Raw genomic sequence first — 17,538 nt, 5'->3', positions numbered from 1 at the left:
TACTTCACCCTGGAACCAGGTGCCATAGCCTCGGCTCAGGCCATAGAACAGTGGGTCGAAGCCTTCGGAGAAGCGGCTGTAGCGGTAGGTGGCAGTCGGTGACCAGGGCAATTCGGAGAAGGTCCAGTTGCCTTCCAGGTACCAGGCATTCTCGCGCCCACCGGTCTTGTCCTGGCTCACGTACTCGGCGGCCAGTTCCAGGTCCTTCACGCCCAGGTTGCCGCGCCCGCGCAGGCTGGCGGTGTCCATGCCGTCGCGGTGTTCCAGGCCCATGATTTGCGCGTAGCGTTGGTCCACGTCCAGGCCGCGGATCCAGCTGAGGCCCACGGTGCCGGCGTCGGCGACGTGTTCCAAATTGGCTACCGCCAGCGAGGTATCGGCCTGGTAGTGGTTGTCGGACTTCAGCCACATCAGGTCGCCGCGCCAGCCCTGCTTGCCGCCCAGGCGCAGCACGGCGGTGCGGTCGAAGGCTTTACGGGCGGCCAGGTAGTAGGCGCCGCCGCGATCGAAGTTGGCGCCCAGGTCGACCTTGCCCAGGTTCACCGGGTCGCCCTGGATCAGAAAACCATCGCCCAATGTCACTACCTGGCGACCGCCTGAAATGTCCACGCCGTCTTCGCCCAGGGCCGGGAACAGGTTGGCCGAGCGCCAGCCCAGGTACAGGTCTTCGATGGCTGTGCGGCGTTCGTCGCCCAGGGTCAGGCCGGCGGCATCGCCATCGCCCCAGGTGGCGGAACTGAGCAGGTTGACGGCCCCGTAGAGGGCGCCGCTGTCGGCCAGGGCCTGGCTGCCGCTAAGGCCATATTTGACGTAGCCTTCTTGCCAGGCGGTGCTGCCGGGCTGGCGGTTGCCGGCCTGGTTGAAGCTTTCGTCGCTGTGGAACACACCGAACAGGGCTTCGAGGTCGGCGTTGAGGGTGGTGCCGTTGTGGTTGTAGAGCTCGTAGGCTTGGCTGGCGGGTGCGGCGAACAGCAGGGCCAATGTGCAGGCGAGGGTGTGCCTCATGGTGTGCTCCATGTTTTTGTTGTTGTTTTTTGGGGTGCCTGTACCGGCCTCTTCGCAGCACAAGGCTGCTGCTGCAAAAGCGACGAGGCCGGCACAGGAAAAAGATCAGAGCTTGATCAGCACCGATTTGAGCTCGGTGTAATGCTCGATGGCTGCTGCGCCCATCTCGCGACCAACGCCAGACATCTTGTAGCCGCCGAACGGCAGTGCCGGGTCCAGTGCGCTGTGGCAGTTGACCCAAACCGAACCCGACTTGATGCGCGGGATCATGCGGTGCACGGCGGCCAGGTCGTTGGACCAGATGCTTGCGCCCAGGCCATAGGGGTTGTCGTTGGCCATGCCGATCACTTCGTCGATGTCATCGAACGGCATTGCCACCAGCACCGGCCCGAAGATTTCTTCTTGTACCAGGCGGTGGCGCTGGTCGACATCGACAATCACCGTCGGCTTGACGAAGTAACCCGGCCCGAAGCCTTCACCGCCACAGGCGATGGTCGCGCCCAGTTCGCGGCCAAGCTCGATGTAGCCGGTGACGCGGTCCTGCTGCTTGGCCGAGATCAGCGGGCCCATCTGCACCGCTGGGTCCAGCCCGTTGCCCAGTTTCATGCCATTGGCGATGCCGGCGATGTCGGCCACCACGTTGTCGAAGTGCTTGCGGTGCACATACAGCCGCGAGCCCGCGCAGCACACCTGGCCCTGGTTGAAGAAGATTGCCGTGGCCGCACCGGCTGCGGCTTCCTGCAGGTTGGCGTCGGGCATGACGATGGTCGGCGACTTGCCGCCCAGCTCCAGGGTGACGCGGGTCATGTTGTCCATGGCCGCCTTGCCGATCAGCTTGCCGACTTCGGTCGAGCCGGTGAAGGTCAGCTTGTCCACCCCAGGGTGGCGACTGAGCGCAGCGCCCGCGTTCAGGCCTGTACCGGTGATTACGTTGAAAACGCCTGCCGGGTAGCCGGCTTCGTCTACCAGTTCTGCCAGCTTGAGCACGCTCAGTGGGGTTTCATCGGCGGGCTTGAGCACCACGGTGCAACCGGTGGCCAGGGCTGGGCCGAGTTTCCAGCAGGCCAGCAGCAGCGGGAAGTTCCAGGCGACGATGGCGCCGACCACACCCACCGCCTCGCGGCGCACGAAACCATGGAACTGGTCGTTGGGCATCAGCGGCATGGAGGCTTCGACGGTGCTACCCTCGATCTTGGTGGCCCAACCGGCCATGTAGCGCAGGAAGTCGATGGCCAGTTGCACGTCCATCACCTGGGCGACGGCGGCGCTCTTGCCGTTGTTCAGGCATTCCAGTTCGGCCAGCTGGCGGGCGTCGCGCTCCATCAGGTCGGCCAGGCGCCACAACAGGTTTTGCCGCTCGCGCGGACGCAGGCGGCTCCAGGGCGAATCATCGAAGGCTTGACGGGCGGCGCGCACGGCGCGGTCGACATCCTCGGCCTCGGCGGCGGGCACTTCACCCAGCACTTCGCCGGTGGCCGGGTTGCGGAACGACAGGGTGCGACCGCTGGCGGCGTCCTGCCACTCGGCGCCGATGCGCATCTTTAGCTTGCGTTCGAGAAAGGCGCGGGTGGCGGGCAGGATGGGCAGTTCGGAAAGCATGGGACGGTGCCTCTTGTCATTGGATGTGGCGGGCACCGGCGCAATGGCCGTGCCAACCTGGGCAGATGGCGGCAAGGCCTTGAGCTGACTGGGTTTTGCCGTGACGCAAGGTTCGGTTTGCAAGGGTGCGCTGTTGCACAATGAGACGGTGTGAGACGGTGGTGAAACAGCGGCTCTAAGGGCCGGCAGCCGGCATGTCAGGTGTTGTCTCAAGCTGAAACACCTTGTCGCGAAATGGCACGCTGCAATTGGCCATCCGTGCTGCTGGCCAAGCCCCGTTAACTGCCTAAAGGGTTGAAAGGCAACGCTTTTACAGCACCTGGCACAGTTCCTGTATCACAACTGTCACATGCACACCTGCTGTACCAAAGCGTGCGAAAACGATAAGAACAACAACCGTGGAGGTCTGACCTTGAAGACGACTCGACTCCGGCGGCATGCGGGCAAACTGGCGCTGGTCGCCGCCGCGCTGCTGAGCACCCAGGCCATGGCGGCCGAGCAGGGCCCGAGCCTGTTGCAGAACAAGTGCATGGGGTGCCATATCCCCGAAGGCAACGACACCTATAGCCGCATCAGCCACCAGCGCAAGACGCCGGAAGGCTGGCTGATGAGCATTGCCCGCATGCAGGTGATGCACGGCCTGCAGATCAGTGACGACGACCGTCGCACGCTGGTCAAGTACCTGGCCGACAAGCAGGGCCTGGCGCCCAGCGAAACCGATGGCGTGCGTTACGCCATGGAGCGCCGGCTCAATACCGTCGAGCACTTCGACACCCAGCTCAGCGAGACCTGTGGCCGTTGCCACTCCGGTGCCCGCGTCGCCTTGCAACGGCGCCCGGCCAAGGAGTGGGAACACCTGGTCAACTTCCACCTTGGCCAATGGCCGTCCCTTGAGTACCAGGCCCAGGCGCGTGACCGCGATTGGCTGCCGATTGCCCTGCAACAAGTGGTGCCGGAGCTTGCCAAGCGCTTCCCGATGGAAAGCGCAGCCTGGGCCGAATGGCAGAAGGCCAAACCCAAGGCAGACGCACTGCCGGGGCAGTGGGCATTCAGCGGCCATATGCTTGCCAAGGGCGACGTACGTGGGGTGATGAGCGTCACGGCTGGGGAGGGCGATACCTTCAAGGTCGAGGTCAAGGGCGCTTACGCCGACGGCACGCCGTTCAACGGCAGCGGCACGGCGATCCTCTACAACGGCTATGAGTGGCGTGGCAACGTCAAGGTCGGCGATGCCAACCTGCGCCAGGTGTTCGCCGCGCTGGATGGCGAGATGAAAGGCCGTATGTTCGAAGCCGAACACGATGAACGCGGCCTGGACTTCACTGCGGCGAAGGAAGGCAAGGCGCGCCTGCTGGCGGTTCAGCCGGCATTCATCAAGGCCGGCGGCGAAAGCGAGATCACCCTGGTGGGTAGCGGCCTGGACGGCAAGCCCGACTTGGGTGCAGGGGTGGAAGTGACCGAGGTGCTGGAGCAAACCCCGACCCTGGTACGGGTCAAGGCCCGCGCCGCGGCAGACGCCAAGCCTGGCCAGCGCGAGGTTGCGGTGGGCGCGCTCAAAGGTGTCAACCTGGCGGTCTACGACAAGGTCGAGGAAGTGAAGGTGGTGCCGGCGTTCTCCATCGCCCGCATTGGCGAGAACGGCGCTTCGGTGCCGAAAGTGCAGGGCCGCTTCGAGGCCGAAGCCTGGGGTAAAGACGCCAGCGGACAACCGCTGCGCATCGGCTACCTGCCGGCCACCTGGAAGGTCGAGCCGTTCAACGAGCGTGCGGTCGAGGACGAAGACGTCAAGTTCGCCGGGCAGATGCAGGCTGATGGCGTGTTCGTACCAGGCGGTGCCGGGCCCAACCCCGAGCGCAAGATGATGACCAACAACGCCGGTAACTTGAAAGTCATCGCCACGCTGGCCGACGGTGGCCAGACCGGCGAAGGGCACATGATCGTCACCGTACAGCGCTGGAACAACCCGCCGCTGCCATAACGGCAGGGCGCAACGGTTTTCCAACGGATCGATTATCGGGAGGTCGCCATGGGCGTACTACTGAACCTGGTCGAGCGTAACCTGCACGAAGTGCAGGTCGATGCCGACCGCATGCTGTTCCATATTCCCAGCAGCTCGCTGTTTGCCACCGATGCGGTGACCGGCAGCATCATCGACGCTTTGCGCCAGCAAGGCTGCTCGGCCGAGGAGCTGATGCAGCGCCTTGGCCAGCAGTTTGCCGGCGACGATATCCAGGACACCCTGCGCGAGCTGATCGCGCTGGAGCTGGTCAGCGACGGCTCGCCGCTGACCCCGGAAATCGCCCTGAAGCAGGTCGAACGCACCGCGCTTAACACCGTGGTTCTGAACGTCAACACTGGCTGCAACCTCAGCTGCACTTATTGCTACAAGGAAGACCTGGACAAGCCTTCCGCCGGCAAGAAGATGAGCACCGCCACCGCCGAGGCCTCGGTGGAGATGCTGCTCAAGGAATCGCCCAACGAGGAGCGCTACAGTGTGGTGTTCTTCGGTGGCGAGCCACTGTCCAACCGGCCGTTGATCGAGCACATGGTGGCTTACTGCGAACGGCGTTTCGCCGAGGCGGGCAAGCAGGTGGAGTTCATCATGACCACCAACGCCACCTTGCTGACCGAAGAAATCATCGACTGGCTCAACGCCCACCGTTTCGGCCTGTCGATCAGCATCGACGGCCCCAAGACCGTGCACGACCGCAACCGCATCACCGTGGGTGGGCAGGGCACCTATGACGTGGTGCGGCGCAAGGCCGACCTGCTGCTGTCGCGCTACACCAGCCGCCCGGTGGGCGCGCGGGTCACGCTGACCCGTGGCATTACCGATGTCGAAACCATCTGGAACCACTTGTTCAATGAAATGGGCTTCGCCGAAGTCGGCTTTGCCCCGGTGACCTCGGGCGACATGGCCGATTTCAACCTCACGAGCGAAGAGCTGGTGCAGGTGTTCGCCAACATGAAGGCCCTCGGCCGGCGTTACCTGGAGGCGGCGCTGGAGCACCGCAACATCGGTTTCTCCAACCTGCACCAGTTGATCACCGACATCCACGAAGGCCACAAGAAGGCCCTGCCGTGTGGCGCCGGGCTGAAGATGCTGGCGGTTGACCACGAGGGCGAGCTGAACTTGTGCCACCGCTTCACCGGCTCCAGCCTGCCGACCTTCGGCAATGTGCACCAAGGGGTGAAGCAGGCGCAGCTCAACGACTTCCTGTCGCAACGCCTGGACCGTAGCAACACCGGCTGTGAAAGCTGCCGCATCCGCAACCTGTGCTCGGGCGGCTGCTACCACGAAAGCTATGCACGCTACGGCGACCCGCAGCACCCGACCTACCACTATTGCGAACTGATGCGCGACTGGGTGGACTTCGGCATCGAAGTCTACAGCCGCATCATGGCCGCCAACCCGGCCTTCATCGATCGCTACATCACCCCGCGGAAGGCGCACTGACATGAAGCACTTGAAGCCCCTGAACAACAAGGCGCGCATCCTGGAGCAGGCCGCCGCCGAAGACCGTGTCGAAGAAGTGATGGCCATGAGCGCGGTGGCAGGCTGCACGGCCACCACCGACCCGGGCTGGGAAGTGGATGCCTTTGGCGGCGTCAGCTCGTTGTGCCAACCGATGGAGGCCGACCTGTATGGCTGCTCCGACCCTTGCTGGTGGCCAGCCCAGGTGCCGGACATGATGAGCACCTACCAGGACTGGAACGCCCAGGCGACCAACTCGGCGGACGACTGGCGCAACCTCGGCACCGTGTTCCCGAAAGACAAGTGACGGCCCAACAAGAATGACAAGGGGAAACCGCATGAAAGCTGGACGCTGCGCGCAACTTGCGCTCACCATCGCCGCCACGGCCTGCGCCGGGCTGGTACAGGCCGACGACACCGGGCCGGCACTGAAGGCTGGCCACGAATACATGATCGTGACCAACTACCCGAACAACCTGCATGTGGTCGATGTGGCCAGTGACACGGTCTACAAAAGCTGCCAGATGCCCGACAAGTTCGGCCCTGGCACCGCAATGATGGCGCCGGACAACCGCACCGCCTACGTGCTCAACAACCACTACGGCGACATCTACGGTATCGACCTGGACACCTGCAAGAACACCTTCCGCGCCAACCTGTCCAGCGTGGCAGGCGAAGTCGGCCGGTCGATGTACTCGTTCGCCATCAGCCCCGATGGCAAGGAAGTGTACGCCACGGTCAACCCGACCCAGATGCTGAACGACCATTACGTGGTCAAACCGCCGCGGCTGGAGGTGTTCAGCACCGCCGATGGCCTGCAGGCCAAGCCGGTGCGTACCTTCCCGATGCCGCGCCAGGTGTACCTGATGCGCGCCGCTGACGATGGCAGCCTGTTCGTCGCAGGGCCTGACATCTACAAGATGGACGTGAAGACCGGCAAATACACAGTGGCCCTGCCGTTGCGCAACTGGAACCGCAAGGGCTACAGCGCCCCGGACGTGCTGTACTTCTGGCCGCACCAGAGCCCGCGCCACGAGTTCACCATGCTGTACACCATTGCCAAGTTCAAGGACGACAAGCAGGACCCGGCCACCGCCGAGCCGCTGTATGGCTACCTGAGCGTCGACCTGAAGACCGGCAAGACCCACACCCAGGAGTTCGCCGACCTGACTGAGTTGTACTTCACCGGCCTGCGCTCGCCCAAGGACCCGAACCAGATCTACGGCGTGCTCAACCGCCTGGCCAAGTACGACATCAAACAGCGCAAGCTGATCAAGGCGGCTAACCTGGAGCACACTTACTACTGCGTCACCTTCGACAAGAAGGGCGACAAACTGTACCTGGGCGGTACCTTCAACGACCTGGCGGTGTTCAACCCGGAAACGTTGGAGAAAGTGAAGAACATCAAGTTGCCGGGTGGTGACATGTCTACCACGACGCCCCAGGTGTTCATCCGCTAGATCGGTGTGGGCCTGTTCGCGGGTTTACCCGCGAAGAGGCCGGTACAAAAAACACAAGAACAACAAGAGAACGCCCATGCCCCAGCCAAGCTACTCCCAGGGCAACCAGGACAAGGCCCTGCTTACCCAGTGCATCGGCGACGCCTTCGACGCCACTGTCGCTCGCTTTCCCGAGCGCGAGGCGCTGGTGGTGCGCCACCAGGCCCTTCGCTACACCTGGCGGCAACTGGCCGAGGCCGTCGACCAGCATGCTCGCGCGCTGATGGCCCTGGGCGTGCAGCCCGGTGACCGCCTGGGTATCTGGGCGCCCAATTGCGCCGAGTGGTGCATTACCCAGTTCGCCAGCGCCAAGGTTGGCGCAATCCTGGTCAACATCAATCCGGCCTACCGCTCCAGCGAGCTGGACTATGCGCTCGGCCAGTCCGGCTGCCGTTGGGTGATCTGTGCCGATGCGTTCAAGACCTCCGATTACCACGCCATGCTGCAGGGCCTTGTACCTGGCCTGGCCAGCGGTCAAGCGGGCGCGCTGATCTGCGAGCGTTTTCCCGAGCTGCGTGGCGTGGTCAGTCTGGCCGTTGCGCCCCCACCTGGGTTCCTCGCCTGGCACGACCTGCAGTCCCGCGCCGAGGCCGTCAGCCGCGAGGCCCTGGCCCAGCGGCAGGCACAACTGCGCTGCGACGATCCGATCAACATCCAGTACACCTCGGGGACTACCGGCTTCCCAAAGGGCGCCACCCTCAGCCACAGCAACATTCTCAACAACGGCTACATGGTGGGTGAAAGCCTGGGCCTGACCGAACATGATCGGTTGGTAGTGCCGGTGCCGCTGTACCACTGCTTCGGTATGGTCATGGCCAACCTTGGCTGCATGACCCACGGCAGCACCTTGATTTATCCCAACGATGCCTTCGACCCTTTGGCTACCCTGCGCGCGGTGGCGGAGGAGAAAGCCACGGCGTTGTATGGCGTGCCGACCATGTTCATTGCCGAGCTGGACCACCCGCAGCGCGGCGAGTTCGACCTGTCGAGCCTGCGCACGGGGATCATGGCCGGCGCTACGTGCCCGATCGAGGTGATGCGCCGGGTGATTGGCGAGATGCACATGGCCGAGGTGCAGATTGCCTACGGCATGACCGAGACCAGCCCGGTGTCGCTACAGACCTGCGCCACTGACGACCTGGAGCGCCGCGTGACCAGCGTGGGGCGCACCCAGCCACGGCTGGAGAACAAAGTGATCGACAACGACGGCGGCACAGTGCCGCGCGGTGAGATTGGCGAGCTGTGCACGCGTGGCTACAGCGTGATGCTGGGTTACTGGAACAACCCCAAGGCCACGGCCGAGAGCATCGATGAAGACGGCTGGATGCACACCGGCGACCTGGCAGTGATGGACGAACAAGGCTATGTGCGGATTGTCGGGCGCAGCAAGGACATGATCATTCGCGGCGGTGAGAACATCTACCCGCGTGAGCTGGAAGAGTTCTTCTTCACCCACCCAGCGGTGGCCGATGTGCAGGTGATTGGCGTGCCGTGCAGCAAGTATGGCGAAGAGATCGTCGCCTGGGTGCGGCTGCACCCAGGGCATGCTGCCAGTGAAGAAGAACTGCGAGAGTGGGCCAAGGCGCGAATTGCGCACTTCAAGGTGCCCCGGTACTTCCGCTTTGTCGACGAGTTCCCGATGACGGTGACCGGCAAGGTGCAGAAGTTCAGGATGCGCGAGATCAGCGTCGAGGAACTGACTGCCAATTGATGTAGGGGCCGGCACAGGCAGCAGAGGATCTCAGCCTTGCAGCAGTTCCGGGCTGTTGAAGTTGCTTAGCCGACAATCATCGTCGGCACACGCCAGCCCTTGCACCGCCTCGCGCAGCAAGGCCTTCTGCAAACTCCGCTCACCCGCCGCCCAGGCTTGTTCCAGCACCGGCAACACCCGTTTTGGCAGCACGCTGAACATCGGCTGCCAATACTCACCCTGACGCACCATCGCCGCACTGTCATTGGCCTTCGCCAGCCGCAGCAGGTCTTCGATCAACACCTGATCGACACGTGGTGCATCGCAGGCCAGCAGCACAACCCATTCATGCCGTGCCACCTTGAGCCCGGCAATCACTCCCGCCAAAGGCCCGGGGAAGTCCGCCTCGGCATCGCCCACCACCTGGTCGGCATACGCCCGGTAGGCCTCCTGGTTACGGTTGCAGGAAATCACCAGGTCGTCGCTCAGCGGGCGCACCACTCGCTGTACATGCGCCACCAAGGGTTCGCCCTGCCAGTCGATCAAACCCTTGTCGCGGCCGCCCATACGCTGCCCGCGACCGCCGGCAAGGATGAGGATGGAGCAGGGGGGAAATGCATCAGGCATGAAAAAGGGTTCCGGGCAGTCATTGCCGGGAACCCTCCCATTTCAAGCGGGGCTTGTCCAGTCAGCTTTCACCGGCCACCGGATGCGTGGCAGCGTTTTGCGTCTGGCGCCGCCCGGACAGGCGCATCACCACCACGAAGAACACCGGCACGAACACCACCGCCAGGGTGGCGCTGAGCATGCCGCCAATCACCCCGGTGCCGATCGCTTGCTGGCTGGCGGAGCTTGCGCCGCTGGCGATGGCCAGTGGCACCACGCCGAGGATGAACGCCAGCGAGGTCATCACGATCGGCCGCAGGCGCAGGCGGGCGGCTTGTACGGCAGCATCGACGGCGTCCACGCCCTGATCGACCAGGTGCTTGGCGAACTCGATGATCAGGATGGCATTCTTCGCCGACAGGCCGATCAGAGTAATCAGGCCAACTTTGAAGAATACATCGTTGGGCATGCCGCGCAGGGTCACGGCCAGCACTGCACCCAGCACGCCGAGTGGTACCACCAGCAGTACCGCAGTCGGGATCGACCAGCTTTCGTACAGCGCCGCCAGGCACAGGAACACCACCAGCAACGACAGCGCCATCAGCATCGGTGCCTGGCTGCCGGAAAGGCGTTCCTGCAGGGACAGGCCGGTCCATTCCAGGCCGGCACCGGCTGGAAGCTGCGCCACCAGGCGCTCGACTTCGGCCATGGCCTCACCGGAGCTGTAGCCGGCCGCCGGTTCGCCGGAAATCGACACCGCCGGGTAGCCGTTGTAGCGGGTCAGCTGCACCGGGCCGCTGACCCATTTGGCCTGGACGAACGCGCCCAGTGGCACCATCTTGCCGCTAGTGTTGCGTACGTGGATTTTCAGCAAATCCTCGACCTGGCTGCGCTGGTTGCCTTCGGCCTGCACCACCACCCGCTGCATGCGGCCCTGGTTGGGGAAGTCGTTGACGTAGCTGGAGCCCACAGCCACGTCCAGCACCGTGCCGATATCGGCAAACGATACGCCCAGGGCATTGGCCTGGCGGCGGTCGATTTCCAGCTGCACTTGTGGGCTTTCCGCCAGCGAGGCTTCACGCACGTTGGTCAATACCTTGCTTTTGCCGGCGCTTGCCAGCAACTGGTCACGGGCCGCCATCAGTTCGGCGTGGCCCATGCCGCCACGGTCCTGCAGGCGGAACTCGAAGCCGGTCGATTCGCCCAGGCCGTCGATTGGGGGTGGCAGTACCGAGAAGGCGATGGCGTCCTTGAGCTGGCTGAAGGCCATGGTCGCGCGGTCGGCGATCGACTGGGCGCTGTCATCGGTGCCGCGCTCGGACCAGTCCTTGAGCGTGGTGAAGGCCAGCGCCGCGTTCTGCCCGCTGCCGGAGAAGCTGAAACCGAGAATCAAGGTGGTGTTGCCCACCCCCGGTTCCTCGGCGTTGTGCGCCTCGATCTGCGCGGCTACCTGTTCGGTGCGCATGCGGCTGGCACCGGGCGGCAGTTGGATGTCGGTAATGGTGTAACCCTGGTCTTCGGTGGGCAGAAACGCCGTGGGCAACTGGCTGAACCCGTAGCCCAGCACCGCCAGCAGCACTGCGTACACCGCCAGGTAGCGGCCACTGCGCTTGAGCGCCTGTACCACCCAGCGTTGGTAGCCGTTGCTCATGCTTTCGAAGCGGCGGTTGAACCAGCCGAAGAAGCCTTTGCGTGCGTGGTGCTCACCTTTGGCCACGGGCTTGAGCAGGGTGGCGCACAATGCCGGGGTCAGGCTGAGGGCGAGAAACGCCGAGAACAGGATCGATACCGCCATCGACAGCGAGAACTGCTGGTAGATCACCCCCACCGAGCCTTGCATGAAGGCCATGGGCAGGAACACCGCCACCAGTACCAGGGTGATACCGATGATCGCCCCGCTGATCTGGCCCATGGCTTTGCGCGTGGCCTCTTTGGGCGGCAGGCCTTCTTCGGCCATGATGCGCTCGACGTTTTCCACCACCACGATGGCATCGTCGACCAGGATGCCGATGGCCAGCACCATGCCGAACAGGGTCAGCACATTGACCGAGAAGCCCATGGCCAGCATCACGGCGAAGGTGCCCATCAATGCCACGGGCACCACCAGGGTCGGGATCAGCGTGTAGCGCAGGTTCTGCAGGAACAGGAACATCACTGCGAACACCAGCAGCATGGCTTCGAACAGGGTGTTGATGACCTGCTCGATCGACACTTTGACGAACGGCGAGGTGTCGTAGGGGATGTCGTACTTGACGCCTTCCGGGAAGTAGCGGGCCAGGTCCTGCATCTTCGCCCGTACCAGGGTGGCGGTTTCCATGGCGTTGGCCCCCGGCGACAGCTGCACGCTGAAGGCGGTGGCCGGCTTGCCGTTCAGGCGCGTGCCGTACTGGTATTCCTGGGCGCCGATCTCGACCCGGGCGACATCCCCGATGGTCACCGTGGAGCCATCCAGGTTGGCGCGCAGGACAATGGCGGCGAATTCTTCAGGCGTGCTCAGCTGGCCCTTGACCACTACGTTGGCGGTGATTTCCTGGGTGTCGCGGCTGGGCAGGTCGCCAATGCTGCCAGGGGCGACCTGGGCGTTCTGCGCCGCGATGGCCTCGGCCACGTCGTTGGGCGTGAGGTTGAAGCCGATCAGCTTGCGTGGGTCGATCCAGATGCGCATGGCGCGCTCGGAGCCGTACAACTGAGCCTTGCCGACGCCTTTGAGGCGGCGGATTTCGTCCATCACGTTACGGGCGAGGATGTCCGACAGCGCGGTTTCGTCGAGCTTGCCGTCTTCGGAGGTGAGGGTGGCCAACAGCAGGAAGCCCGTAGACACCTTCTCCACTTGCAGGCCCTGCTGGGTGACTGGGCGTGGCAGGCGCGATTCGACCACCTTCAGGCGGTTTTGCACGTCGACCTGGGCCAGGTCCGGGTTGGTGCCTGGGGCGAAGGTGGCGGTTATGGTGGCGCTGCCCAGGCTGCTCTGCGACTCGAAGTACAGCAGGTTGTCGGCGCCGTTGAGTTCCTGCTCGATCAGGCTGACCACGCTTTCGTCCATGGTCGCCGCCGAGGCGCCTGGGTACACGGCGTAGATCTCCACCTGTGGCGGTGCCACGTTGGGGTACTGGGCCACCGGCAGTTGCGGGATGGCCAGCACACCGGCCAGCAGGATGAACAGTGCGACCACCCAGGCGAATACCGGGCGATCGATGAAGAATTGCGGCATTGATCAGGCCCTCACTGGCCGATGTGCTGAGCGATGGGGGGGGCACCGGGTGTGGTGTCGACCTGCACCTGGTCGCCGGCCTTGACGTGCTGCAGGCCCTCGATCACCACCCGCTCGCCGGCGGCCAGGCCCTCGCTGACGATCCAGCGGTCGCCCTGGGCGCTGCCCAGGACTACCTGACGGTCGCTGACGCGGGCCTGCTGGTCGACCACCAGCACCTTCGGCACGCCGGCGCTGTCGCGCAGGATGGCGCGTTGCGGCACGCTCAGGCCCTTGGCTTGCACCGCCTGCTCCAGGCGTACGCGCACGTAGCTGCCGGGCAGCAGGTCGAGGTCCGGGTTGGGGAACTCGCTGCGCAGGGTGATCTGGTTGGTGCTGGGGTCGACGCTGATGTCGGAAAACAGCAGCTTGCCCGGCAGCGGGTAGGCGCTGCCGTCGTCCTGGATCAGGGTGGCGCGGGCCTGGCTGTCGCCTACCTGTTGCAGCTCGCCAGCACGAAGGGCGCGGCGCAAGGCGTTCAGCTCACGGGTCGACTGAGTGACATCGGCATGGATCGGGTCCAGTTGCTGGATGGTCGCCAGCGGGGTGGTCTCGTTTTGCCCGACCAGCGCGCCTTCGGTGACCTGGGCGCGGCCGATACGGCCGGAGATCGGTGCCGTCACAGTGGCGTAACCGAGGTTCAGGCGAGCCCGCTCCAGGGCTGCTTTGGCTTCGGCCACTGCAGCGTCGGCCTGCAGGAAGCTGGCTTTGGCGTTGTCGTATTCCTGGCGGCTGACGGCCTTGTCATCGACCAGCTCGCGGTAGCGCTGCTCTTGCAGGCGCGCCTGGTACAGGGTCGCCTCGGCCTTGGCCAGGGTGGCGCGGGCGCTGTCATGGTCGGCCTTGAACGGCGCCGGGTCGATCAAGAACAGTACATCGCCCTGTTTGACGTCGCTGCCTTCGCGGTACACCCGCTTGAGCACTACGCCAGCGACCCGCGCGCGCACTTCGGCGGTGCGCGGGGCCAGGATACGGCCGCTTAGCTCACTGCTGATGGCCAGGGGTTGCAGTTGCAAGGTTTCCACCCGCACTTGCGGGGTGGGGGCTTTTTCGTCTTGCTCGGCGCTGTCGCCGCAGCCGGCCAGGGACAGGCTCAGGAACGCCAGGAGCGCCAATGGGCGCAGGCGCGGGGAGAGGGTAGTAGGCATGCGGATCTTCCGATGATGACCGTGTCTATGCTAAGGCAGGTGCTGCCTGGGCGGCTGTTAATACCTGTAGGGCGAGTGTGAAAAAGTGTGAAGAACAAGCCTGTGGCGCGGTAGTGTTCTATATCCTGAGTGTTCCTGTGCCGGCTTCTTCGCGGGCACAGGTATACCTCAACCCAGACTCCCAAGCACCTATGCCGAATATTTTACTGGTCGAAGACGACAGCGCCCTGTCCGAGTTGATCGCCAGCTACCTGCAACGCAACGACTTCCATGTCCAGGTGATCGCCCGGGGCGATCATGTGCTGGACGAGTACCGCCGGCAAAAGCCCGACCTGGTCATACTCGACTTGATGCTGCCAGGCATCGATGGCCTGCAGCTGTGCCGCCTGCTGCGCCAGGAGTCGCAGAGCCTGCCAATTCTCATGCTGACCGCCCGCGACGACAGCCATGATCAGGTACTGGGCCTGGAAATGGGTGCCGACGACTACGTGACCAAACCCTGCGAGCCACGCGTGCTGCTGGCGCGCGTGCGTACGCTGCTGCGCCGCAGCAGTGTCAACGAGCCGCGGCTGGACAACGACCTGATCCTGATCGGCGGCCTGCGCATCGACCTGGCCGAGCGCACGGTCAGTTGGCGCGGCGAAGAGGTGGAGCTGTCCAGCGGCGAGTACAACCTGCTGGTGGTGCTGGCGCGCAATGCCGGCGAGGTGATGAACCGCGACCGTATCCTGCAACAACTGCGTGGCATCGAGTTCAATGGCACCGACCGCTCGGTGGACGTGGCCATCTCCAAACTGCGGCGCAAGTTCGACGACAACGCTGGCGAAGCACGCAAGATCAAGACCGTGTGGGGCAAGGGGTACCTGTTCAGCCGCGTCGAGTGGGAGTGCTGATCGGCCATGCTCAAGATCCTGGTGCGGCTGTACCTGGTGATCATCGTCGCCTACGCCGGCGCGTTGCTGTTCATCCCCGACACCATCGTTGGCCTGTTCCGCGAGCGCTTCATGGCCTACAACCTGGACCAGGCCAAGGGTGTGCAGGCGTTGATCGTACGCCAGTTCCGCCAGGCCCCGCGTGAGCAGTGGCCGGCGGTGGAGCAGGAACTGGCCGGTGATTTTGCGCCGCTGGAGCTGAAACTGCTGCGCATGGACCAGGCGGGTTTGAGCGAGGAAGAACAGGCACGCCTGGAGCATGGCCTGTACGCGGTACGTATTGCCGAGTGGGGCTACTACGAAACGGTGCTGGCGCCGCTGGACAAGCAATGGCTGGTGCGGCTGCATTCGCCGCCAGACCCGCTGGACATCAACGTGCTGTCGTGGGGCGTGACGGTGCTGATCGGTGCGGCCATGCTCGGGTGCCTGCTGCTGTGGGTCTGGCCGCACTGGCGCGACCTGGAGCGCCTCAAAGAGACCGCTCGGCGCCTGGGCCAAGGGCAGATGGCCGAGCGCACGCACATTTCACCGCACTCCAACATCGGTGAGCTGGCCGGGGTGTTCGACACCATGGCCAGTGACCTGGAGCGCCACGTCAACCAGCAGCGCGAGCTGCTCAACGCGGTATCGCACGAGTTGCGCACGCCACTGACCCGGCTGGATTTCGGCTTGGTGCTGTTGTTCGACGAAGTGCCGCCGGCCAGCCGCAAGCGCCTGCTGGAACTGGTCGGGCATGTGCGCGAACTGGACGAGCTGGTACTGGAGTTGCTGTCCTATAGCCGCTTGTACAACGCTGACCAGGCTCGCGAACGGGTTGAAGTGTCGCTGCTGGAGCTGGTCAACAGTGTGCTTGGCAGCTTTGCCGAGGAGCTTGATGGCCGTGGTATCCAGTGGGAAGTGCGGGCCGAAGGTGACCTGCCGCGCTTTGTGCTGGACCCTCGGCTGACGGCGCGCGCGGTGCAGAACCTGGTGCGCAATGCCATGCGCTATTGCGACGAAAGCCTGTTGTTGCGCTTGCGCCTGGAAGAGGATGGCGCCTGCCTGCTGACGGTGGAGGATGACGGGATTGGCATTCCGGTGGAGGAGCGCGAGCGCATTTTCCAGCCGTTCTACCGGCTAGACCGAAGCCGCGACCGAAATACCGGTGGGTTTGGCCTGGGGCTGGCGATCAGCCGGCGGGCCATCGAGGGGCAGGGTGGTACCTTGACCGTGGCACAGTCGGCGCTGGGTGGGGCGCAGTTCAGGATTCGCTTGCCAGCCGGGTAGTCCACAGCACGAACCGGTCCTTGCCGGTGTGCTTGGCTTCATACAGCGCCTGGTCGGCCTTGATCAACGCCATGGTCAATGTATCGCCCGCGCTCACCTGGGCCAGCCCGATACTGATGGTCACCGGGTGTGTGCCCGCATCCTCGCGTACCCTGCGTACCAATGCCTCCATCTGCTGCTCGGCACCTTGCTGGTCCAGCCCTTCAAGAAAAATGGCAAACTCCTCGCCGCCCAGTCGGGCGAACTCGGAATCGACCATGGCGGCCTTGATATGCAGTGCCACGCGTCTTAGCACTTCATCACCAATGTCGTGGCCGAAACGGTCATTCACTTTCTTGAAGTTGTCTATGTCGACCATCGCCAGGTATTGCCCGGGCGTTGCCAGTTTCAGTTGTTGCTCCGTTTTGGCCATGAACGAGCGGCGGTTGGGGATTTCGGTCAGGGCGTCGACGTAAGCTTGTTCAAGCAGCACCCTGGACAGGTAGAAATTGTGCAGTTTGGCCTTGCGCGTCTGCAGGTAGCTGTAGGTGATCAGGCCGCTGAGAAACACGGCGTAACTGACCAGCATGGCGCCTTCGAGCGCGTCGGGCTCGATACGGGTGTGGTAGAACGGGTTGAGCATCACCCAGGTGATGACCATGGCGCTGAAGAACGACCAGCGTCGCACCGGCAGCACCGACACGGCGTACAGCACGGTGGATACGCCAAGCACCAGCCACACCGGGCGCAGGGCCACCGGGATGCCTTCGATCAGCAGGCGCATGCCCAAGGTGATGATGGTGATGAACAGCAGGTTGAGTACATCGAAGTGATGGCTGCGGCGGGTGAAATGCAGTACTACGCAAAGGCTGCCGAGCGAGGCGATGAACAGGTAGGACAGCCAGGTGAAACCCTGACCGCCGAGAAAACTGACGATCAGGTCGAAGACCAGCCAGATCAGGATGCTGATGCAGAACACCAGCAGGCAGAACGGGCGCATGGACTCGAATTCGTGTTGTCGGAACTCGGCGCGCAAGGCGGCGGGGGCGACCTGCTTGCGCACGTGTTCTTCGATGGTCTTGAACATCG

General features: G+C 64.0%; 13 protein-coding genes. 7 read left to right on the top strand and 6 right to left on the bottom strand.

Going from position 1 to position 17,538, the window contains the following annotated elements:
• Positions 1–1,005: hypothetical protein (locus tag APH42_RS13505; protein WP_060493493.1), on the bottom strand; the 1,005-nt coding region annotated here is incomplete at its 3' end.
• A gap of 105 nt (positions 1,006–1,110) precedes the next feature.
• Positions 1,111–2,604, bottom strand: a complete 1,494-nt coding sequence (locus APH42_RS13500) for an aldehyde dehydrogenase (RefSeq protein ID WP_012272116.1) — start codon at positions 2,602–2,604, stop codon at positions 1,111–1,113.
• A 412-nt stretch (positions 2,605–3,016) separates the two neighbouring features.
• Here APH42_RS13500 and peaA point away from each other — a divergent pair, with 412 nt between their 5' ends.
• From peaA to APH42_RS13475, 5 genes are all read left to right on the top strand, one after another.
• A complete protein-coding gene (gene peaA, locus APH42_RS13495) occupies positions 3,017–4,582 on the top strand; it encodes a quinohemoprotein amine dehydrogenase subunit alpha (RefSeq protein ID WP_060493496.1) in 1,566 nt (521 codons plus the stop codon).
• Positions 4,583–4,630: 48 nt separating this feature from the next.
• The gene (gene peaB, locus APH42_RS13490) at positions 4,631–6,061 is read left to right on the top strand and encodes a quinohemoprotein amine dehydrogenase maturation protein (protein WP_060493492.1); all 1,431 of its coding nucleotides are present in this window, start codon (positions 4,631–4,633) and stop codon (positions 6,059–6,061) included.
• Position 6,062: 1 nt separating this feature from the next.
• Positions 6,063–6,386, top strand: coding sequence for a quinohemoprotein amine dehydrogenase subunit gamma (qhpC, locus tag APH42_RS13485; RefSeq protein WP_012272119.1), 324 nt, complete (start codon positions 6,063–6,065; stop codon positions 6,384–6,386).
• Between the two features lie 31 nt (positions 6,387–6,417).
• Positions 6,418–7,539 (top strand): quinohemoprotein amine dehydrogenase subunit beta, encoded by a 1,122-nt coding sequence (gene peaD / locus APH42_RS13480; RefSeq protein ID WP_060493491.1) that lies wholly within the window; start codon positions 6,418–6,420, stop codon positions 7,537–7,539.
• Between the two features lie 76 nt (positions 7,540–7,615).
• A complete protein-coding gene (locus APH42_RS13475; RefSeq protein WP_060493490.1) occupies positions 7,616–9,289 on the top strand; it encodes a fatty acid CoA ligase family protein in 1,674 nt (557 codons plus the stop codon).
• 30 nt (positions 9,290–9,319) lie between these two features.
• Here APH42_RS13475 and mobA read toward each other — a convergent pair whose 3' ends face one another.
• The 3 genes from mobA to APH42_RS13460 form a co-directional block, all read right to left on the bottom strand.
• Positions 9,320–9,895: a molybdenum cofactor guanylyltransferase MobA gene (mobA, locus tag APH42_RS13470; RefSeq protein WP_012272122.1), complete on the bottom strand. Its 576-nt coding sequence runs from the start codon at positions 9,893–9,895 to the stop codon at positions 9,320–9,322.
• Positions 9,896–9,956: 61 nt separating this feature from the next.
• Positions 9,957–13,085: an efflux RND transporter permease subunit gene (locus APH42_RS13465; protein ID WP_060493489.1), complete on the bottom strand. Its 3,129-nt coding sequence runs from the start codon at positions 13,083–13,085 to the stop codon at positions 9,957–9,959.
• Positions 13,086–13,096: 11 nt separating this feature from the next.
• Positions 13,097–14,272, bottom strand: coding sequence for an efflux RND transporter periplasmic adaptor subunit (locus APH42_RS13460; protein ID WP_012272124.1), 1,176 nt, complete (start codon positions 14,270–14,272; stop codon positions 13,097–13,099).
• Positions 14,273–14,463: 191 nt separating this feature from the next.
• On the opposite strand from APH42_RS13460, the gene APH42_RS13455 reads away from it, so the two are divergent.
• Together APH42_RS13455 and APH42_RS13450 are read left to right on the top strand one after the other, a co-directional pair.
• The gene (locus APH42_RS13455; protein ID WP_012272125.1) at positions 14,464–15,165 is read left to right on the top strand and encodes a response regulator transcription factor; all 702 of its coding nucleotides are present in this window, start codon (positions 14,464–14,466) and stop codon (positions 15,163–15,165) included.
• Positions 15,166–15,171: 6 nt separating this feature from the next.
• The gene (locus APH42_RS13450) at positions 15,172–16,470 is read left to right on the top strand and encodes an ATP-binding protein (RefSeq protein WP_060493488.1); all 1,299 of its coding nucleotides are present in this window, start codon (positions 15,172–15,174) and stop codon (positions 16,468–16,470) included.
• Here the strand turns inward: APH42_RS13450 and APH42_RS13445 are convergent.
• Entirely contained in the window at positions 16,445–17,536 is a 1,092-nt protein-coding gene (locus APH42_RS13445; protein WP_060493487.1) for a diguanylate cyclase, read from the bottom strand. The two genes, APH42_RS13450 and APH42_RS13445, sit on opposite strands and share 26 nt — an antisense overlap.
• Positions 17,537–17,538 lie beyond the last annotated feature (2 nt).

The organism is Pseudomonas sp. NBRC 111140 (assembly GCF_001320885.1).
GTDB classification, from domain to species: Bacteria; Pseudomonadota; Gammaproteobacteria; order Pseudomonadales; family Pseudomonadaceae; genus Aquipseudomonas; species Aquipseudomonas putida_P.
This window is presented reverse-complemented; position numbering and strand designations above follow the sequence as displayed.